Annotated in this window: 8 protein-coding genes; 2 read left to right on the forward strand and 6 right to left on the reverse strand. The window is 67.1% G+C overall.

Going from position 1 to position 17,494, the window contains the following annotated elements; genetic code table 11:
- Positions 1-364 precede the first annotated feature (364 nt).
- Together OJA40_RS03450 and OJA40_RS03455 are read left to right on the forward strand one after the other, a co-directional pair.
- Positions 365-4,126 carry a PAS domain S-box protein gene (locus tag OJA40_RS03450; RefSeq protein ID WP_263809941.1) on the forward strand — a complete coding sequence of 1,254 codons (3,762 nt, stop codon included), beginning with the start codon at positions 365-367 and terminating at the stop codon, positions 4,124-4,126.
- Positions 4,127-4,727: 601 nt separating this feature from the next.
- Positions 4,728-7,760, forward strand: coding sequence for a hypothetical protein (locus OJA40_RS03455; RefSeq protein ID WP_208425790.1), 3,033 nt, complete (start codon positions 4,728-4,730; stop codon positions 7,758-7,760).
- Between the two features lie 627 nt (positions 7,761-8,387).
- On the opposite strand, the gene OJA40_RS03460 is transcribed toward OJA40_RS03455, so the two are convergent.
- The 6 genes from OJA40_RS03460 to OJA40_RS03485 form a co-directional block, all read right to left on the reverse strand.
- Entirely contained in the window at positions 8,388-9,761 is a 1,374-nt protein-coding gene (locus OJA40_RS03460; protein ID WP_263809942.1) for a DUF3472 domain-containing protein, read from the reverse strand.
- A 62-nt stretch (positions 9,762-9,823) separates the two neighbouring features.
- Entirely contained in the window at positions 9,824-11,617 is a 1,794-nt protein-coding gene (locus tag OJA40_RS03465) for a beta-N-acetylhexosaminidase (RefSeq protein ID WP_263809943.1), read from the reverse strand.
- A gap of 147 nt (positions 11,618-11,764) precedes the next feature.
- Positions 11,765-13,090: a Gfo/Idh/MocA family protein gene (locus tag OJA40_RS03470; protein WP_263809944.1), complete on the reverse strand. Its 1,326-nt coding sequence runs from the start codon at positions 13,088-13,090 to the stop codon at positions 11,765-11,767.
- Between the two features lie 50 nt (positions 13,091-13,140).
- Positions 13,141-14,190, reverse strand: a complete 1,050-nt coding sequence (locus OJA40_RS03475) for an amidohydrolase family protein (RefSeq protein ID WP_208426367.1) — start codon at positions 14,188-14,190, stop codon at positions 13,141-13,143.
- A 111-nt stretch (positions 14,191-14,301) separates the two neighbouring features.
- On the reverse strand, positions 14,302-16,179 hold the full coding sequence (locus OJA40_RS03480; protein ID WP_263809945.1) for a sodium:solute symporter family protein: 1,878 nt from the start codon (positions 16,177-16,179) through the stop codon (positions 14,302-14,304).
- A 3-nt stretch (positions 16,180-16,182) separates the two neighbouring features.
- Positions 16,183-17,481 carry a class II D-tagatose-bisphosphate aldolase non-catalytic subunit gene (locus tag OJA40_RS03485; RefSeq protein ID WP_208426368.1) on the reverse strand — a complete coding sequence of 433 codons (1,299 nt, stop codon included), beginning with the start codon at positions 17,479-17,481 and terminating at the stop codon, positions 16,183-16,185.
- Positions 17,482-17,494: the final 13 nt, after the last annotated feature.

Raw genomic sequence — 17,494 nt, forward strand, 5'->3', positions numbered from 1 at the left:
GGGCCCTGCGGGCCGCCCTCGCGTGTGCCCCGTATGTCGTTCTCGCCCCCGAGTCTCGCGTGTGTCTCCTCGCGCCAGGACAGAACGGGACGCCGCCTTGTCCATCCGGATGGCCCCAAGCCCCGACGCCTCGATTCCACGAATCAGGCCCCGCTTTTGTAATCATTCGCATACACTCGGCGCGCTGAATCGGCCTCGCTCTAACATCTGACGGCGGGGCTTTTTGAAGACATCCGTAACTCTTATGCTTACTGGTGCCGCCTGGGCAGTGCGCTTGCGCCTGCGCTCCCCGTTCCCTTCGCCCATCGCCACGGGCGTCGCGGACTGGACGCCTCGTTGCCCCCACAGCACCATTCCGCACACGATGGACGACGTCGACCCTGCCTCGCTCTCGGATCCCAATCGGCTCGCCGCCCTGGGCCGCTACGGCGTTCTCGGAAGCCTCCCCGAAGAGGCGTTCGGGCGCGTTGCCAACCTCGCGGCGCGCCTCCTTGACGCCCCCATGGCCGGGGTCCACTTCGTCAACGACCACTCCCGATGGGCCGGGGCGCAGGTGGGCCACGATGCCCGGCGGGTGGCCGTCGACGTGTCGCTCTCCGCCCGTGAGCTCGGCACCGAGGAGCTCTTCGTCGTCGAGGACGCGGCCGACGACCCGCGTTTTCAGGACAACCCGCTCGTGGCCGGCGGGCCGGCCGTTCGCTTCTACGCCGGCGCCGCCATCACGACGCCCGCGGGCCATGCACTCGGGCGGCTTTGTGTGCTCGACCCGACGCCGCGCCCCGAGGGCCTCCCCGAGCACGACCGTCAGACGCTCCGCGAGCTCGCCGGTGTCGTCATGGACGAACTGGCGCATCGCGCCCAGCCCCGCCACCGGGAAGAGATCCTCGAAAGCATCACCGACGCGTTCTACGCGCTGGACGACGAATGGCGGTTTACCTACATCAATCAGCAGGCCGAAGCGCTCCTCGAGTGTTCTCGGGAAGAGATGCTGGGCGAGGTCATCTGGGAGGTGTTTCCCGAAACGAAGGAGCTCCCGAACTACGAGGAGTACCACTGCGCCGTGGAGACCGGCGAGCCCGCCCACTTCGAGGCGTATTCCCCAGCGTTTGAGGCGTGGTTCAGCGTCAACGCCTACCCGTTCGACGGCGGCCTGTCGGTCTACTTCAACGACGTGACGGCGCGCAAGGAGCGGGAGCACACCCTCAAGGAGCGCGAGGAGTACCTGTCGGTCACGCTCTCGTCCATCGGCGACGCCGTCATCGCCACCGACCGCGGCGGCCGCGTTACCGAGATGAACGCCGTCGCCGAGCGCCTCACCGGGTGGTCCCACGCCGACGTCGAAGGGCGCCCCCTGGAGGACATCTTCCAGATCCACAACGCCAAAACGGGCGCCCCAGTGGAGAGCCCGGTCCAGAAAGTGCTGCGTGAAGGCAAGACGGTCGGGCTTGCCAACCACACGGTCCTCACGGCCCGCGACGGCACCGAGTACCAGATTGCGGACAGCGCGGCCCCCATCCGCACCGACGAAGACGACCTGCTGGGGGTGGTCATGGTGTTCCGCGACGTGACCGACGAGTACGAGCGGCGGGAGGCGATCAAAGAGCAGCGCGAGCGCCTGGAGATGGCCCTGATCGGTGGGGGCGCCGGCATGTGGGACTGGGACATGCAGACGGGCGACGCGGTCTACGACGAGCGCTGGGCGGATATCCTCGGCTACTCGCTCGACGAGGTCGAGTCTGACAACTCGTTCTTCGAGCGCCATACCCACCCCGATGATCTTGAACGGGTGTACGACGACATCGACCGCCACGCCCGCGGCGAGATTCCCTACCTCGACCAGGAGATCCGGATGCGCCACAGGGACGGCTCCTGGCGGTGGGTCCTCGACCGGGGCCGGATCGTCGAGCGGGCCGCGGACGGGACGCCGCTCCGCATGGTGGGCACGCACGTGGACATCACCGAGCGCAAGGAGCGGGAGCGAGAGCTCCGGACGGTCCGCCGCCGGTTCGAGCAGTTCGCCGCAAACGTGCAGGACGCGTTTTTCCTGTTGCCGACGGACTACTCGGAAGCCGAGTACGTGAACCCGGCCGTCGAACCCGTCTACGGCGTCCCGGCCGAGGACATTCGTGAAGACCCGGCGGCCTGGCTTACACACGTCCACCCCGACGACAGAGAAAAGCTGCTCGCCAGCATGGAGCGCCAACGGGACGGCGCAGTGGATTGGCCCGTCCAACAGGAATTCCGCATCCAACATCCAGACCGGGGGCGCCGCTGGGTCGAATCGCGACTCGACATTGTCGCGGACGACGGGGGCCCGCCCCGGATCGCCGGCGTGGCGACGGACATCACCGAGCGCAAGGAGGCCGAGCAGCGGCTCCGCCTCCAATTGGACACCCTCCGCCAGGTGGCCACGGGCGCGCCCCTCCGAACCACCCTTCGGGACCTCATCGCGGCCATCGAGGCCCAGTGCCCCGGCATGATCGGATCGGTCTTGTTCTTCGACCGCGCACAGGGGCGCATCCAGCACGGCGTGGCCCCCCACCTGCCCGACGCCTACAATGCGGCCATCGACGGGGTCGAGATTGGCCCGGCGGCCGGGTCCTGCGGGACGGCGATGCACGAGCGCGCCCCCGTGATCGCCGAGGACATCGAGAGCGACCCGCGCTGGGCCGACTACCGCGACCTCGCCCGTTCGCACGGCCTCCGTGCCTGCTGGTCGGTGCCCATTTTTGACTCCAACGACGAGGTCCTCGGAACCTTTGCGCTCTACCACGAGCAGCCCACCGCCCCCACCGAGCAGGAACGGACGCTCATCGATCAGGCCCGCTCGCTGGCCGGCGTCGCCATCGAGCGCCACCGCACCGCCGAAACGCTGCGCGGCCGGGAGCGGCGTGTGGAGGCGCTCTACGACGCCATGAGCATCCTCACCCAGTCCGAGACGCCGCACGAGCTGGCCGAGGTGCTCCTCAACCTCGTCACCGACACGCTGGACTACCCCGTCTGCGCGGTGCGCTACGCCGAGGACGACCGGCTCGTCCCCACCGTCGCCTCGCCGGCCTGCCGGGAGGTCCTGGGGCCGCGCGAGGCCTACACCATTGACGGCCCACAGGCGGCGGCCGAGGCCTTCCGGACCGGCACCACGTTGCACTACGACGACGCCGCGGAGGCAGGTGGCATCGACGCCCCCAGCCCGCTGCAGAGCGTCGCGCACGTGCCGCTGGGGCCGTACGGAAGCCTCTCCGTCGGCATGACCGAGTCCGGATCGATCCCGCCCTTCGACGTGCGCCTGCTCGACGTCCTGGCCCAGAATGCCGAGAGCGTGCTCCGCCGGATCGACCACGAGCAGGAGCTGGTGGAGGCCAAAGAGACGGCCGAGGAGATGAGCCGACTCAAGTCGGCCTTTCTCGCCAACATCAGCCACGAGATCCGCACGCCGCTGACCTCCATCCTCGGCTTCGCGGAGGCGATCGGCGGAGAGGTGGAGGGCGCCCGGCGGGTTGAGGAGGTCGACCTTGCGTCGCTGGCAAGGTTCTCGTCGCTGATCGAACAGAGCGGGCAGCGCCTGATGGACACGCTCACCGGCGTGCTAAACCTCTCGAAGCTGCAGGCCGGAGAGATGACCCTCGACCTCCACCCGGTCGACCTGGCCGCCGAGGCCGCGGCCGCGGCCCACGAGTTTGCCCCCCAGGCGGACGGCGCCGGCGTGGCCCTCGAACTGAGGGAAGAAGACGCGTCGGTTTGGGCCCGGGCCGACAGAAGTGGGGTGCAAATTGTCCTTCGCAACCTCCTCTCCAATGCGATCAAATATACGGAGGAAGGGGGCACGGTGTGGATTCGGGCTCGGACGGACAGGGAGCACGCGGTTTTGGAGGTGGAAGATACCGGAATCGGGATGGACCCGGACACGGCCGATGTGCTCTTTGAGGCGTTCAAGCAGGCGTCCGAAGGGATCGGGCGCGAGTACGAGGGCACGGGACTGGGCCTGACTGTCACCAAGGAGGTGCTGGACCAGATGGACGGCGCCGTTGCCGTGGAGACCGAGCAGGGCGAGGGGAGCCGGTTTACGGTGTGGCTTCCCCGGGCCGCGGACGAGGAGGACCCGGGAAGGGGCACCTCGGGCTCGTGAATGGACGGCCCGGCTCCTTCCTTCGCACCTTTCTGAAGGCCGCCCCTCTGAATCGAACGATCGGTCCCCCGGATGGCCGTTCGCGTGGTGCCCACCGCCGTTGAAGATCTCCTTCCCCCCGGTGCCGGAAGACATTGTTTGAGCGACTCCGTGCCGCACCCCGTGATGGTTTTCCCGGGGATGCCGGCGAAGGCATTGCCCTGCACCGTGAGGTCGATGCCCGCGTCGTTGCGGGCGATGCCGTTTCCCCAATATTTCTTCTTTGCTCCTGGAGGTCCTGTCGTTCACGTGTGTCCGACCGTTCCGGAGGCGCTTCTAAAAAACGACGGAAGTGCGCAGCACGGACTGCCCCTCGGGGTGCGGTATCTGCTGGGCCGGGAAGCGGGGGACCGCACCGGGGGAGCGCTGAACGACCAGAACGGCAACGGCCAGCTCGAGCGGAGCGAGTCGGCCGGTCGCCGCCCGCGAACGACCGTTCGGCAGTTGACGTTGGGCCTGGTCGTTCGGCCGGCCGATGCCGACCGGTGCGGGTGGCCCACCGATGCCCGTTGCGATGCACCTCGTCCATTTTTTCAGCTCAAGAGAACACACGCGCTTTCTCATGGCCTCGTTTGCCGAGTTGTGCTCTCCCCCCTCCGCATGCCCCACACGGTCCCGTCGTGCGTTCGTCTGGGCGCTGCTTCTGGCGACGCTTCTGGCCGGGGCCCTCACGCTCGCGGCCCCGGCCGCGCAGGCGCAAATCAGCTACGACGCCCGGTACCGCCCGCAGGCCGACTACCGGTTCGTGGAGACCGACCGCTTCGAGTGGATCTACCCCGCCGGGGCCGACACGACGACGGCCCTCTTCCAAAACGCGCTCCGGCGCAGCTTCCGAAGCACCCGCTCCGTCGTGGGCACGGACGGAGCGGACTTCGAGCTCCCCGTCGTTGTCGATCCGATTAGCGGCCGGGCCAACGGCTTTGTGACGCCGGTCAACTTCCGATCACACCTCTTCACGGCCCATCCCACCTTCTCGTTCGGGGCCAAGTTCGACTCCTGGGCCCAGACGGTCGCGCCCCACGAGCTGACCCACGCAATGCACTTCGAGATCGACCCCGGCGTGGGCCTCGGCGGGCTCCTCGGGCTCTTCTCCGAGGACGCCTCCCGCCTCGTCCACGGCCTCGCGCCACGTGGGTGGTTCGAGGGCGCCGCCGTCTACCGCGAGAGCCAGCTGAAGCGGGAGGCCGGGCGGCTCGACGCGCCGCTACAGGTGATGAAGTACCGCGCCGCGCTGGGGTCGGAGGATCCCTGGAGCGTCGGCGAGGTGATGTACGGCAGCGTCTTCGAGCGCCCCTCGCGCCGGCACTACCTCGGGGGCGGGCAGCTGATCGAGCACATGGCCCACGAGCGGGGGAGCACCGACTTTTTCCGGCGGGCGACCCGCTGGCACCACCGCCTTCCCTTCTTGGGCTTCGGAGCGGCCCTGTGGATGGGCACCGGCCAGACGCCCGCCCAGCTTAGCGACTCGTTCCTCGACGAGGAGCGGCAGGAGGAGCGGCGGCGCCTCGATTCGCTGCGGCGGGCGACCGAGCAAGGGGTCACCGATCCGCAGGTGATGGCCGGCACGGAGGGGCTCCACGTCCGCCGTCCCTACTGGCTGAGCGACTCCGCCCTCGTGGCCTACGCCTCCGGCTACGCCACGCGGCCGGGCTTCTACCGGATCGATGCCCGCAGCGGCGAGCGAACCGTGATTGGGCACCAGGCCATCACGCCGGGCTACACCTACGCGCTGGGCCCCGACACGACGGCCCTTCTCTTTGCGCGCCCGCACGCCGACCTGCTCGTCGAGAACGCAACGACCTTGAAGGCGCACCGTCTGGACCTCCAAACCGGCAAGACGCGCCTCGTGTCGGAGACCGGCGGCACGTTCACCCCGGCCAGGGCGCCCGGCGGGGCGGTGTGGGCGGCCCAGCGGGACGGCTCGTTTAGCGAGCTGGTGACCCTGGGCGACGAGGGCGCCACTCCACAGGCCGACCGTCCGGCCCTCCGCTACAAACAAGTCGCCCCCTCGCCGAGCGGCGACACGATTGCCGTCCTCGCCAACGCAGGTGGAAAACAGGGGCTCTACCGCTTCGCCCCGTCCACCGCGACGCTGGAGCCGTGGCTCCGGTTCGAAGGCGGCTCCATCTACGACGTGAGCTGGGGACCGGAGGGGCGCTACGTGCTCTTCGCGGCCGACCCGTCGGGCATCGCGAACGTCTACGCCCTGGACCGCCGCGGCGGAGACGTCCGGCGTCTCACAACCGTGCGCTATGGCGCGCTGGAGCCCACCCTCTCCCCAAGCCGGACGCGCGTGGCCTTCGCACGCTACCGGCACGAGCGCTTCGAACTCGCCACCATTCCCTTCCGGCCGGACTCGCCGCGGCCCGTCGCCAAGGTCGAGCGGGACTGGGCCCCACGAGGGGGGGTGCTGACGGCCTCGGCCGACTCGGCGGCGAGCCGGGCGGGCGCTGGGAGACGCGTGTCGGGCGCGGCCGACGCCCCGCAAGACGGATTCCATTCGGACCTCGACGCAGCGTCCCTGCGCGCCCAGTCGCACCCGTACGAGGCCTGGCGCCACCTTTTCCCTCGGTCGGTCACCCCTGTGCTGCGAGGCGCCTGGGATCTGCTCGGCACCTCCGTCGACGGCGAGAACCTGGGGCTCGGGCCCGGGGCCCGGATCAGCGGGGCCGACCCGCTCGGGCGATGGGCCTACAACGTTCGGGGCTTCTACCAGGCCGATCGGCTGTGGGGCGATGTCTCCGTAGAGACGGGCCTTGTGCCCGGCACCCCGTCGCTGACCGTCTTCAACGGCCCGGTGGAGGCCGTGCGGGAAACGGGCGCAGGCGCCTCGCGCCTGGAGGCCTTCGAGCTACGGGGCCTCCGCCTCGGGATCGACCAGCGGTTCGCGTTTCGGAAGAACGTCTACGGCACCAGCCTGACGGCCAGCCTTGCGGGGGAGTACCGCCAGTCGCGGCCCATCACCGCCGGCGGCGCGGCGGAGGCGGGCTTCACGGGCCGGGCGACGCTCCGCTCCGACCTGACGTTCAGGTACCGCGTCCAGAAGAACATTCGCGACCTGGTGCCGGGCACCGGCGTCCGGCTGAGCACGAGCGCCGAGGTCGACGTGCTCACCCCCGCCGATGCCACGCCCAGCCGGTACCTGCAGCAGCAGATCGACGTGTTCTGGCCGCTGCTCGCCGATCACAACGTGGGGCTGCGCACGAGCACCTCGTTCCTCACGCAGAGCCGCCGGTCGTTCTTCGACGTCCAGTCGTTCGTGCCCCGCGGCTACCGGGACCTCGCCGGAGCCCTACCTGGGGCCGGCAATTACCTCCGGCTCGGCGCGAAAATCACCCAGCCGCTCTGGTACATAGACACCGGGTCGGTGATGCTGCCGGTGGCCGTCGACGCCCTCTACGGCTACGGCCTCGGGCAGGCGCAGTACCGCGTCGCCGGCGCGGGCCCGGCGCTGGATGAACGACGCGCCTCGGTCGGGGGCGGGCTCGGGCTTCGCCTCCGCCCGTTCGGCGGCATAAGCCTGAATCTGGAGGTCGGCGTCTCCTACCGCATCGACGCCCGCGGCGAGAACCGGTGGGCGCCTCACCTTCGATGAGAGCCTTTCCCTTCGGTGCTCGCCCCCCACGTGCACACCAGTCTCTGGGCTGCACGAGCCCCACGCAGTCGCCGGCCGCAGCTGTCTCGCCAGACAGGTTCGGACAGATTCATCCGCAATGGACGACCGAAGCACAGGCGAGAACTCAGAAACGCTCCTCGGCACCCGTGTGCCCTCGGCCTCTCCCATTCGTCGCGTTGGTGGATGCGGCCCGGGGGTGGCCCTGTGGAAGGAGGCCATGCGATGGGCGACCGGCCGGGCTTCGCGGCCTTGCCGAGGGGCTATTCTGGTGTCCAGCCTCGTGGCGGGGATGGTTCTTGGGCGGCCACGCTGCTCGTGACCGCGTTGAAGCAGGGCGCCGGGGCCGGCGGCGGGCTGCTTCTCCTGGGGCTGCCCTGGAAAGATGGACTCGGGGGTTGTCGGCGGCGCGGTCCACGGCGCGCTGAGCACGTACTTCGAGTCCCAGTGATCAGCTCCAGGAGGCCCTGACGTTCTGGGAACCAGCACACCCGAGCTCCAAAGACGCCCCGCTGGAGCGAATCGCGGCCCGCACCCGCACGAACAGCTGGGTCCCACATCCGCCGCAACGAGCGTACTCGGCCTGTCCGGCCCCGAGATCGGAACGCCTCAGTCAACGGCCCTCCTCGTCCCTCCTGAGATGGGCAACTCCTTGACGTTCACGGACGGCGGCTGTCGATCCGAAGACGGATATTCGAAGGTCTGATCGAGGGACACGGCATCGTCGAAAAACCCGCAATGCCGCAAATAAAATGCATTCTCTTCGACGCCCCCAGCAAAGTCTTCTCGCAAGCCCAAACTCGCGGTCCTATCGCCGGTGAAGGTGGCCTGTTGAATGGCGTGCCAGTCCCCCCCAGTGTCCCGCGCCCACTGGTCGTGGTAGTGGGCCTTTCGCTCGACGTGGCCCATGCCCGGGTCAAAGTTTTCCAGGAAGGAGTACCACCCCTCGTACCACGTATCCGTCTGCGGGCGCTTGAAGCTCGCGATGAACCGCCATTCCCCTTCCTCCGGGGGGTAAAAGTAGGCGGTGTAGATCGTGCTTCCCTCCCCATCCGGCTCAGCGCGCGTCAAAAACCGGTACGTCGTTCCTGCTTCCCAGGAGTACGTCAGATAGGACTGCCCGCCCGATCCCTCCCCCCCAAATTCACCGGCCGTCACCCCGTCTCCCTTTGCCACCAACTGCACGCGCAGAGAGTCCGGAATGGAGGAGGGATCGTCCGTATCGTGTGGGCTCCACACGGAAAACAACACCCGTCGCTCCTCGTCGGAGTTGACCTGGATGCCGAAGTAGCCCTCATCGAAGCCGTTGGCCATGTAGTAGGCCCCAACCGGGTCTTTGCCCTCCGGCACCGTGATCGCGCTGTGCACCCACTCGACCGTTGCGTCCGGCAGGTCATAGTTCAGGTGAACCGAGGGGCCGCGCCGCGACCAGTAAAAGGTGTTGGCTTCGTTGGACTGCACGGCGTGGACCGACGTGCCGCGCGGCACCTCCAATGTCAGATCGGTGGCCTCTACAAACTCGTCTCCTGTTTTCTCTACGCCCGTCAGGTCAAAGCGGACGTAGCCGCTCTCCTCAATCTCCGTTTCTCCGAAGGCAACAGTTGTGTAGTCGGAATTGGCGACTCGCACTTCCTCCTCGACCCCGTCCACACTGAGTCGTACGGTGCTCTCCTCCCCCTCGGGGGCCCGGGCGCGCAGACGAGGCGTCACGACCGCCGGTTCGCGCAACTTTACGAATACACTGAACGTACTCTCGTCATTCTTCCACGTCGTGATCCCCTCCTGGGTGACCGCGCCCGGCCCCGCGCCACGCGTCCGATACGCATTGCCACCCAACGGCACCACGACCGTCTCTGTCGGGGCCGACGAGTCGCCCCCGTCGACCTCCTCCTCAGTAGACGAATCACACCCGGGGAGGGCGAGAGCAAAAACGGTCGCGACCGCCCAAAACCCAATCGTCAAGGTGAAAGCGCAATTCCTCATGGCAGCTGTGTTGGATGGAAGAGAGCGTGACGGCCCCAGCCTCGCACCCGACGCCCCCGAGCCTAGAATTCCTTTGCGACGTCGCCGGAGCGAACGGCCTCTGGCACTCGATAGTCCACGTCGAGGGCGTCAAGCCGACGGAGGTGGGCCGGCAGGCGCGCCCGAAAGTGCGCCCACTCGTGGTCGGTCTCCGGCGTCCACACGATTTCCGACAGGGCCAGGGCCCGCGGGTAGGCCATGTATTCGACCTTCTCGGGGGTATGGATGTATTCGGTCCACACGTTTGCCTGGGCGCCGACGATGTGCCGCACGGCCTCGGTGCCGAGCGAGTCGGGAACCGGGTCGTACCCGTATACGTCGCGGAGCGTCGTCAGGCCGCCGATGGCCAGGGGCTCGCTGTCTGGATCGGCCTGATAGTAGTCGAAGTAGAGCGCATCCGTCGGCGTCATGATCGCATTTTGCCCTTGATGGGCCGCTTCGATGCCCCCCGCGGTGCCGCGCCACGACATGACGGTGGCGCCGGGCGGAAGCCCCCCTTCCAAAATCTCATCCCAGCCAATCAGCGTCCGTCCGTGCTCGCTGAGGAACTCCCCAATGCGGCGGATGAAGTAGCTCTGCAGTTCCTTTTCGCCGGCCAGGCCCTCCCGTTCGATCACCGCCTGGGCGACCCTGCTCTTTCTCCACTGCTCTTTGGGCGCCTCGTCGCCGCCAATGTGGATGTACCTGCTCGGGAACAGCTCCATGACCTCCGTGAGCACGTTCTTCAGGAACGTGAAGGTTTCTTCGTTGGGGCAGTAGATCTGTTCGTGGACGCCCCAGGTGGTTGCCACCGTGTAGGACGAGTCGGTGACGCTCGTGCATCCCATCTCGGGGTACGCCGCCAGGGCCGCCCGGGCATGCCCCGGCATTTCAATTTCGGGCACCACTGTCACGTGCCGCTCTTGGGCGTACCGCACGACCTCACGCACCTCCTCCTGGGTGTAGTATCCGCAGTATTCGGAGCCGTCGTAGGTCCCGGCCTCGTAGTGGCCAACCATCGACGAGTCGCGGCACGCCCCTATGCTCGTAAGCCGGGGATACGGCTCAATCTCGATGCGCCACCCCTGGTCCTCGGTCAGGTGCCAGTGAAAGGTGTCGAGCTTGTGGAGCGCCAACAGATCGATGTACGTCTTGATGAAGGACACCGGAAAGACGTGACGCCCGACATCCAAATGCATGCCGCGATAGGGAAAGCGCGGGGCGTCTTCGATCCGGACGGCGGGCAGCGCCCACTCGATGTGCTCGTCGTCGTGCCCGAGTCCCCGTTCGACCGGTGGCGGCAGGAGTTGGCGCAGCGTCTGCATGCCGTAGAAGAGCCCTTTCGGGGTCGGGGCGCGCACCGCAACGGCACGGGGCGTGACCGTCAGTTCGTAGCGGCCGTCCGCCTCCCCCTCGCTGGGCGTGTTGGCTAGACGAGCGTCATTCGGACGGGACGCGTCGCTCTCGTCGGGGGCGTCTCCGTCGGTCAGAATGAAAGCAACCGTGTTTTCCGGCTGCTCGGAGACGGGGCCCTTGGGGGCCGTCGTTCGGGCAACCCGCATCGGAAACACCGTGGCGTTGCGCACCAGGGTCGCTAGGGCCTCGGCGGGCGCTCGTGCGGTTTTGTTTTCCGGGTCGGACACGAGAATTCGGGTCTCCTCGTCCAACGCGAAGGTGCCCTCCCGGGGCTCCAGCCGGCGCGGCCAGGGAATGATCGGATAACGCTCGCCCTCCGCCATGGCCGCCGAGCGCTGGGCCGCGGCCCGGTCGGACGCCCCCGCCGGCGACTGTGTGTGCGTGCTCTGCTCAGCGGCGGTGCACCCCACGCCGAAGAGCATTCCAACACAGAGGATGATCGAGGCAGCGGAATGGTCTGCCCCGAAACGTGCGCATTTCGTTGGCCACATGTGGACGTTCTGATTGGTGCAATCCTTGCGGCATTGCGCCGAACGCCGGACGCCGCGGGGGGCGCTCCCGCGCCGCCGTTAAAATTCAGCGTCCGGGTCGAAGGAGCGCTCGTCAGTCATCCAGCGGCCGTCGGTGAAGTCGGGGATGGCCACCGGCTCGCCGCCCTGCTCGATCGACCGCTCGGACAGGGGACTCAGCACGCTCCACGTCGCGGCGTCGTAGACGTCGATCGGCGGCGCCACGTCCCGCTTGATCGACTCGACGAAGGCGTTCCGGACGAAGTAGTCCATGCCCCCGTGTCCGGAGCCTTCCGCCTCCTCCTCGTACCGCGACCAGAGGTCGGCGTCGAACTCGTTCTGGTACTGCTTCCAGTCCTCCCACCGGTGGGCAGGGCTGCGTCCCTCGACGTGCACGCTCTGATTGTCGACCGTCCACAGCCCGTCGGTGCCCTGCATCCGGAAGCCCAGGGAGTAGGGGCGGGGCAGGCTGGTGTCGTGGGTCATGACGATCGACTCCCCGTTGGCCGTCGTAATCGTGCTCGTCACGATATCGCCCTGCGCAAAGTTGACGTCGGCCTTCGGGTGATCCGTGCCGCCCTCCTCGACGATGTGGTCGTGCATGCCTCGGGCTTTCGTGGCGGTCGAGGTGAGCCGCTCAAACCGGTTGCCGCTGTTGATGTCGAGCCAGTGGGCCACCGGCCCGATGCCGTGCGTAGTGTACAGGTCGCCGTTCCGCTTCGTGTAGTGCTCGGTGCGCCAACTGGACACGCTGCCCGTGCCCGGCCCGAACGAGGTGTTCTCGTCGAACAGGTACGGGAGGAGGCTGTGTTGGTACCCGCAGCGACAGTGAATGGGCTCCCCAAACAGCCCCTCGCGGACCATTTTGAGGACGGCCATCACGTCGCGGCGGTAGCACACGTTCTCGAGAAACATGCAGTGCGACCCGGTCCGCTCGGCGGTGTGGACGAGGTCCCAGCACCCCTCCACGGTCGTCGCGGCCGGCACCTCAAGCCCCACGAACACACCGGCCTCCATCGCCTCGACGGCCATGGGGACGTGCCAGAGCCACGGCGTGGAGATCAGAACCCCATCGAGGTCGCTGCGAGAAAGGAGGCCTCGGTAGGCCCGATCGCCCTCCCCGTATCCCTCCGGGCGCGGCCGTCCGGATTGCTGAACGAGATCGAGCGCTCGGTTCAGGTTCTCCGACTTGACGTCGCACACCGCCGGAATCCTCACGTCGTCGCGCTGAATGAGCCCTCGGAGGTGAGACGTCCCGCGGGCCCCCACCCCGATAAGGCCGAGGCGCACAGGCTCATCTCGTGCCTGCCGGAACCCACTGAAGGGCGCGAGCGACACGCCCAGCCCCGCCGCGGCAGTCGTCTGCAAGAACGATCGTCGATCCATAGAGTCGGACATAGCAAATACAGTTGTGATGATGAGAAACGGGAAGACACTCAGGTACGGCTGCGGGCGGGGCTGCTTCGAGGTTCGTTCTCCCACCCGTAAAGTTGAGCCGCGTTGTCGTGGCAGACGGCCTGTACCACATTCGATGGAAGATTGAGGCCGGAGACCCGAACGGGGTCGACCAGTTTGTCCCGAACCAGCATGGAGTCGCCGCTGGTCAGGTAGTCCCAGTGATTGGCGAGCATCGACTCGTACGCCTCCTTTTCCTGGGCACGCTGCGCCTCGGACACCCGATCGGCCGGATGTTCAACGATGACGTCGGTGCCGTACACGATGCGGTCGGCATGCTGCTCGAAAAAGGCGCGGACCTTCTGACTCGACTGGGTGACGAGGTCGCCAAAACGCTCGGCGGTGTCGACGTAGAAATTGTCGTAGCGCTCGAGCCGGTCGCTCACCATGTCGACGTCGTGGGCCATGCTTCCGAGGTGGGCCCCCACGACCGTAAGGGCTGGGTTCTGTTCGAGCCATCGGTCCCGGGCCTCCATGATCGTGGCCCAGTCGGGAACGTCGTCGCGCCCGTGCAGGTGGTACGTCGGATTCTCGCTGTAGAAGCGGTAGTGCGGACTCTCTTTGTTCAGGGGCTGCCAGGCCGCCCGCGGCTCCCCCGTGTGGGCAATCACCGGCACCTCCCGGTCCGCCAAGAAGTCCCAGATGGGCTCGAATCGAGGGTCGTCGATCTGGACGAAGCGCCCCTCTTCGTCGCGCACGGCCAGCCCGATGTCCTTCCACACCTTCACGGCCGTCGCCCCGGCCTCAATGTGCCGCCGTAGTCGTTCGATCACGTGGTCGGCGAAGCCAGTCTCCGTCACGGGGGACGGGTCGAAGGTCGTGCAGAGGGACACCTGGGACGGATACCGGTTCTTCATCGCTTTCATCGCCTCCCAGCGCTGCTCCATGGGCGCTTCGAAGAGGGCCTCGCCGGTAATGTTGATGATGAGAACGCGCAGGCGCTCCTCTTCGAGGCGCGTTTTCAAGAACCCCCGGTCGTGAAACAAGTGCGTGTGGGCGTCGAACCGCGGCGGCGGCGAATGCTGAATCATGGGAAGCCGGAAGGGCTGTCGTCAGACAAGTTCTGGGGACACGTGCAACTGGGCGTCTTTGTCTCTCGGGGCGGCCGACGGGCAGGCCCGAACGCCCTGGGGGCGGGGGGCTCAGACGGGCTCGGCCTCGTGCCGAGCAGCCTCCTCCCCGTCCTCCCTCCGCTTCGGTCCAGGGCCCGCCTCATCGCTGTCATCCGAGAAGGAAAGATACGGCCACAGGGCCCCGATGCCCCCGAGTGCGGCCGCAGCGATGACGGCACAGATGCCCCCAAGCAGGAACCGGCCGTAGAGAACAAAGCCCGTCGCGAAGAGGACCCCGTAGATCCCCATTGAGCCGAGCAGGACACAGCTCAGGGCATAGGGCAGATCCGAGGGCGCATCCACGTCAATTTCCGTCTCTCGCGCCCGGAGCGTATCGACAACCGGGCCCCATCCCGGCCCCCCAGGGCGGACGGTCGTGTAAAACTCGATCAGGGTGTCCTCGTCCGTCGGCCGCGTGAGGTAGGTCACCGCCACCCAGGCCACGGTCGTAACCGCCACAATCGCCAGCAGCCGCTCCCAGTCGGCCAGCCCGCCCCCCATCCAGCCAAAGCGCCCGGCGGCCTGAAAGTAAATGGCCAGGCTGAAGGAGACGGCCATCGCCGTCAACTCGGTCGCGGCATTGATCCGCCACCAGAACCAGCGCAGCAGGAACAGAAGCCCCGTGCCGGCCCCAATCTGGAGGAGGATGTTGAAGGCCTGTAGGGCGTTTTTGAGAAGGAGGGCCAGCACGCACGCCGTGGTCATCAACGCCACCGTCGCAATCCGGCCCACCCACACCTGCTGCCGTTCCGTGGCGTCCGGCTCAATGAAGCGGTTGTAGAGGTCGTTGACGACGACGGACGCGCCCCAGTTGACCTGCGACGACATGGTCGACATGTAGGCCGCCGCGAGCGAGGTCACGACCAGCCCCAGAAGGCCGGGCGGCAGGAGCGTCATCATGGCCGGGTAGGCCATGTCGTTCTGCACCACCCGGTCGGGAAGGTGCGAAAACTGCGCCCGAAGGGCTTCCAGATCGGGAAAAACGACCAGCGACGCCAGCGCGACCAGGATCCACGGCCAGGGGCGGAGGGCGTAATGGGTGGCCGTAAACAGAAGCGTCGCACTGACGGCATTTTCTTCGTCCTTCGCCGAGAGCATACGCTGGACAATGTATCCCCCGCCGCCCGGCTCGGCCCCTGGGTAGTAGGAGGCCCACCACTGCACGGCAATTGGAATGATGAAGGCCGGCATCATCTGCTGCCAGGTCATGGTTTCGAAGGAGGGCCAAAAGGCCGTCGCCTCCTGCACCGACGCATGGGCCAGGAGCCCGTCGAGCCCGCCCACCTCCGGCAGCGTGAGCACGTACCACGCGGCGCCCACGGACCCAACCATCGCCATCGCAAACTGAAGGAGGTCGGTCAACAGCACGCCGGTCAGGCCGCCGAGCGCGCTGTACACCATCGTAACCGAGGCGGCCACCACCACAACCTCCACGGGCGAGAGCCCGAGCAGCGCGCCCCCAATCTTAATCGCCGCCAGCGTCACGGTCGCCATGATGACGACGTTGAAGACGATACCGAGGTAGGCGGCCCGAAACCCCCGAAGGAGCGCGGCCAGGCGCCCGGAGTAGCGCAGCTCGTAGAACTCCACGTCGGTGAACACGCCCGAGCGGCGCCAGAGCTTCGCGTAGAGGAAGACGGTGAACATGCCCGTCAGCAGGAACGCCCACCACGTCCAGTTGCCCACCGTCCCCGTCGAGCGGACGATGTCGGCGACCAGGTTCGGCGTGTCCGTCGAGAAGGTCGTCGCAACCATCGAGATGCCCAACAGCCACCACGGCATCTGCTGGTTCCCGAGGAAGAAGCTGCCGAAATCCTCGCCGGCCCGCCGGTACACCGCCACCCCAATCCCGAGGGAGACGGCGAAGTAGGCGGCCATGATGGCCCAGTCTACGAACGCGAGCTCCATGGATCACGCGGGGTCTTGTGCCGGGAGCAGAACGCGTTCGAGACGACTATTGAAGTCGATCAGATTGAACGCATGATAGTACTTCATCATGGACTGTTTAATCCTCCACAGCACATACCCCTCAGCATCCCGGTATCCATCGAGATTTTCGTAGAGGCGCGCTCGCGCCGTGCTGACCTCACGGTCGCTCCACACGTACCGGCTCCCGGTGCGAATCAGCCAGTTCTGCCGTTCCTCGTCTAGCTCGTTGAACGCGCGGCCTTCTTCGTCGGCGTGACGCCATTTTTTCCACCGCCCGCTTTCGACGACGGCCTCCCGGAGCGCCTTCTTCAGGCCGGACGTCTTGCCAATCTTCTTCTCCAGCGCGACCAGGTCCATCAGGGCCTTGTACTCCTCTTCGGTAAACTCCGGCCCCACGTTCGCCCCGCCCATGCCCGCCAGCGGGTAGTCGTCCGGGTTGTCAACGTAGTCGGTGTAGTGTCCCTTCACCAAGGCCCCGTACGGCTTCGTTCGCGTGGTCAGGTCCCGCGCCGTGTCGGGCTCGAAGTACGACGTGTCGAGGTCGGTCCCCACCTTGCCCACGACGAAGCAGGGCCAGGCGTCGTCGAGCCCGCGCTCGTGGAGTCCCGCATCGAGCCCTTCCAGAAAGCGCTCAAACTTGTCGCGGTCCGCCAGCCCCCCGTGCACCTCCTCGGTGCCCACTTCGTAGCTGATTGGCGGGCGTCCCTGTCCGCGCCGGTACGCTTCGGCGTGCTCGATGAGCTCAAGCGTATGCTCCACGACCCAGTCGATGGAGGTCGGCGCCCGATCCGGCTGGCGTTGATCCACGGTCGGATCGATGTGCAGGAGTTCGTAGCCGGCATCGATGCACGATTCGAGCGACCGTTTGACCGCGCGCATCGCCTCCTCGTACGTGTAGTCCTCGATGACGTGGCGGTCCTTCAGCCAGGGGCCGCCGTGATCGAGGCACGGGAGAATCGGGACGTCGAGATCAAGCCGATCGGCCTTCCGGTCGATGAACGCGATGAGGTCATCGTGCGTCCAGCCGGTGTACCCGCGGTCGCGGTCTACCTGGTTCAGCGTCGAGGTGAAGAGAAGCGGGGCATTGGCTTCTTGGGCGGCCAACAGCGCGGCCTTCGTCACGGCCCGCGAGTTGGGGCAGATCGCAAGAAGGCAGGTTTGCCCTTCGAAATGGTCCGCCAGCGCCTGAACCAGCGCCTTTACCACCGGGGTGTTCTCGTCCTGTAGCGCCCGAACGAGCGGGTGGGCGTTCCGCGATGTCGACTTACCTGTGACTGCCATAACAAGTCCTCTG

Origin of the sequence: Salinibacter pepae, from assembly GCF_947077775.1 — a bacterium.
GTDB lineage: Bacteria > Bacteroidota > Rhodothermia > Rhodothermales > Salinibacteraceae > Salinibacter > Salinibacter pepae.

Bases quoted from the DNA above. Each gene is read 5' to 3' on its own strand.
- OJA40_RS03450 (WP_263809941.1), top strand. From the start codon at position 365: ATGGACGACGTCGACCCTGCCTCGCTCTCGGATCCCAATCGGCTCGCC.
- OJA40_RS03455 (WP_208425790.1), top strand. From the start codon at position 4,728: ATGGCCTCGTTTGCCGAGTTGTGCTCTCCCCCCTCCGCATGCCCCACA.
- OJA40_RS03460 (WP_263809942.1), bottom strand. From the start codon at position 9,761: ATGAGGAATTGCGCTTTCACCTTGACGATTGGGTTTTGGGCGGTCGCG.
- OJA40_RS03465 (WP_263809943.1), bottom strand. From the start codon at position 11,617: ATGCTCTTCGGCGTGGGGTGCACCGCCGCTGAGCAGAGCACGCACACA.
- OJA40_RS03470 (WP_263809944.1), bottom strand. From the start codon at position 13,090: ATGGATCGACGATCGTTCTTGCAGACGACTGCCGCGGCGGGGCTGGGC.
- OJA40_RS03475 (WP_208426367.1), bottom strand. From the start codon at position 14,190: ATGATTCAGCATTCGCCGCCGCCGCGGTTCGACGCCCACACGCACTTG.
- OJA40_RS03480 (WP_263809945.1), bottom strand. From the start codon at position 16,179: ATGGAGCTCGCGTTCGTAGACTGGGCCATCATGGCCGCCTACTTCGCC.
- OJA40_RS03485 (WP_208426368.1), bottom strand. From the start codon at position 17,481: ATGGCAGTCACAGGTAAGTCGACATCGCGGAACGCCCACCCGCTCGTT.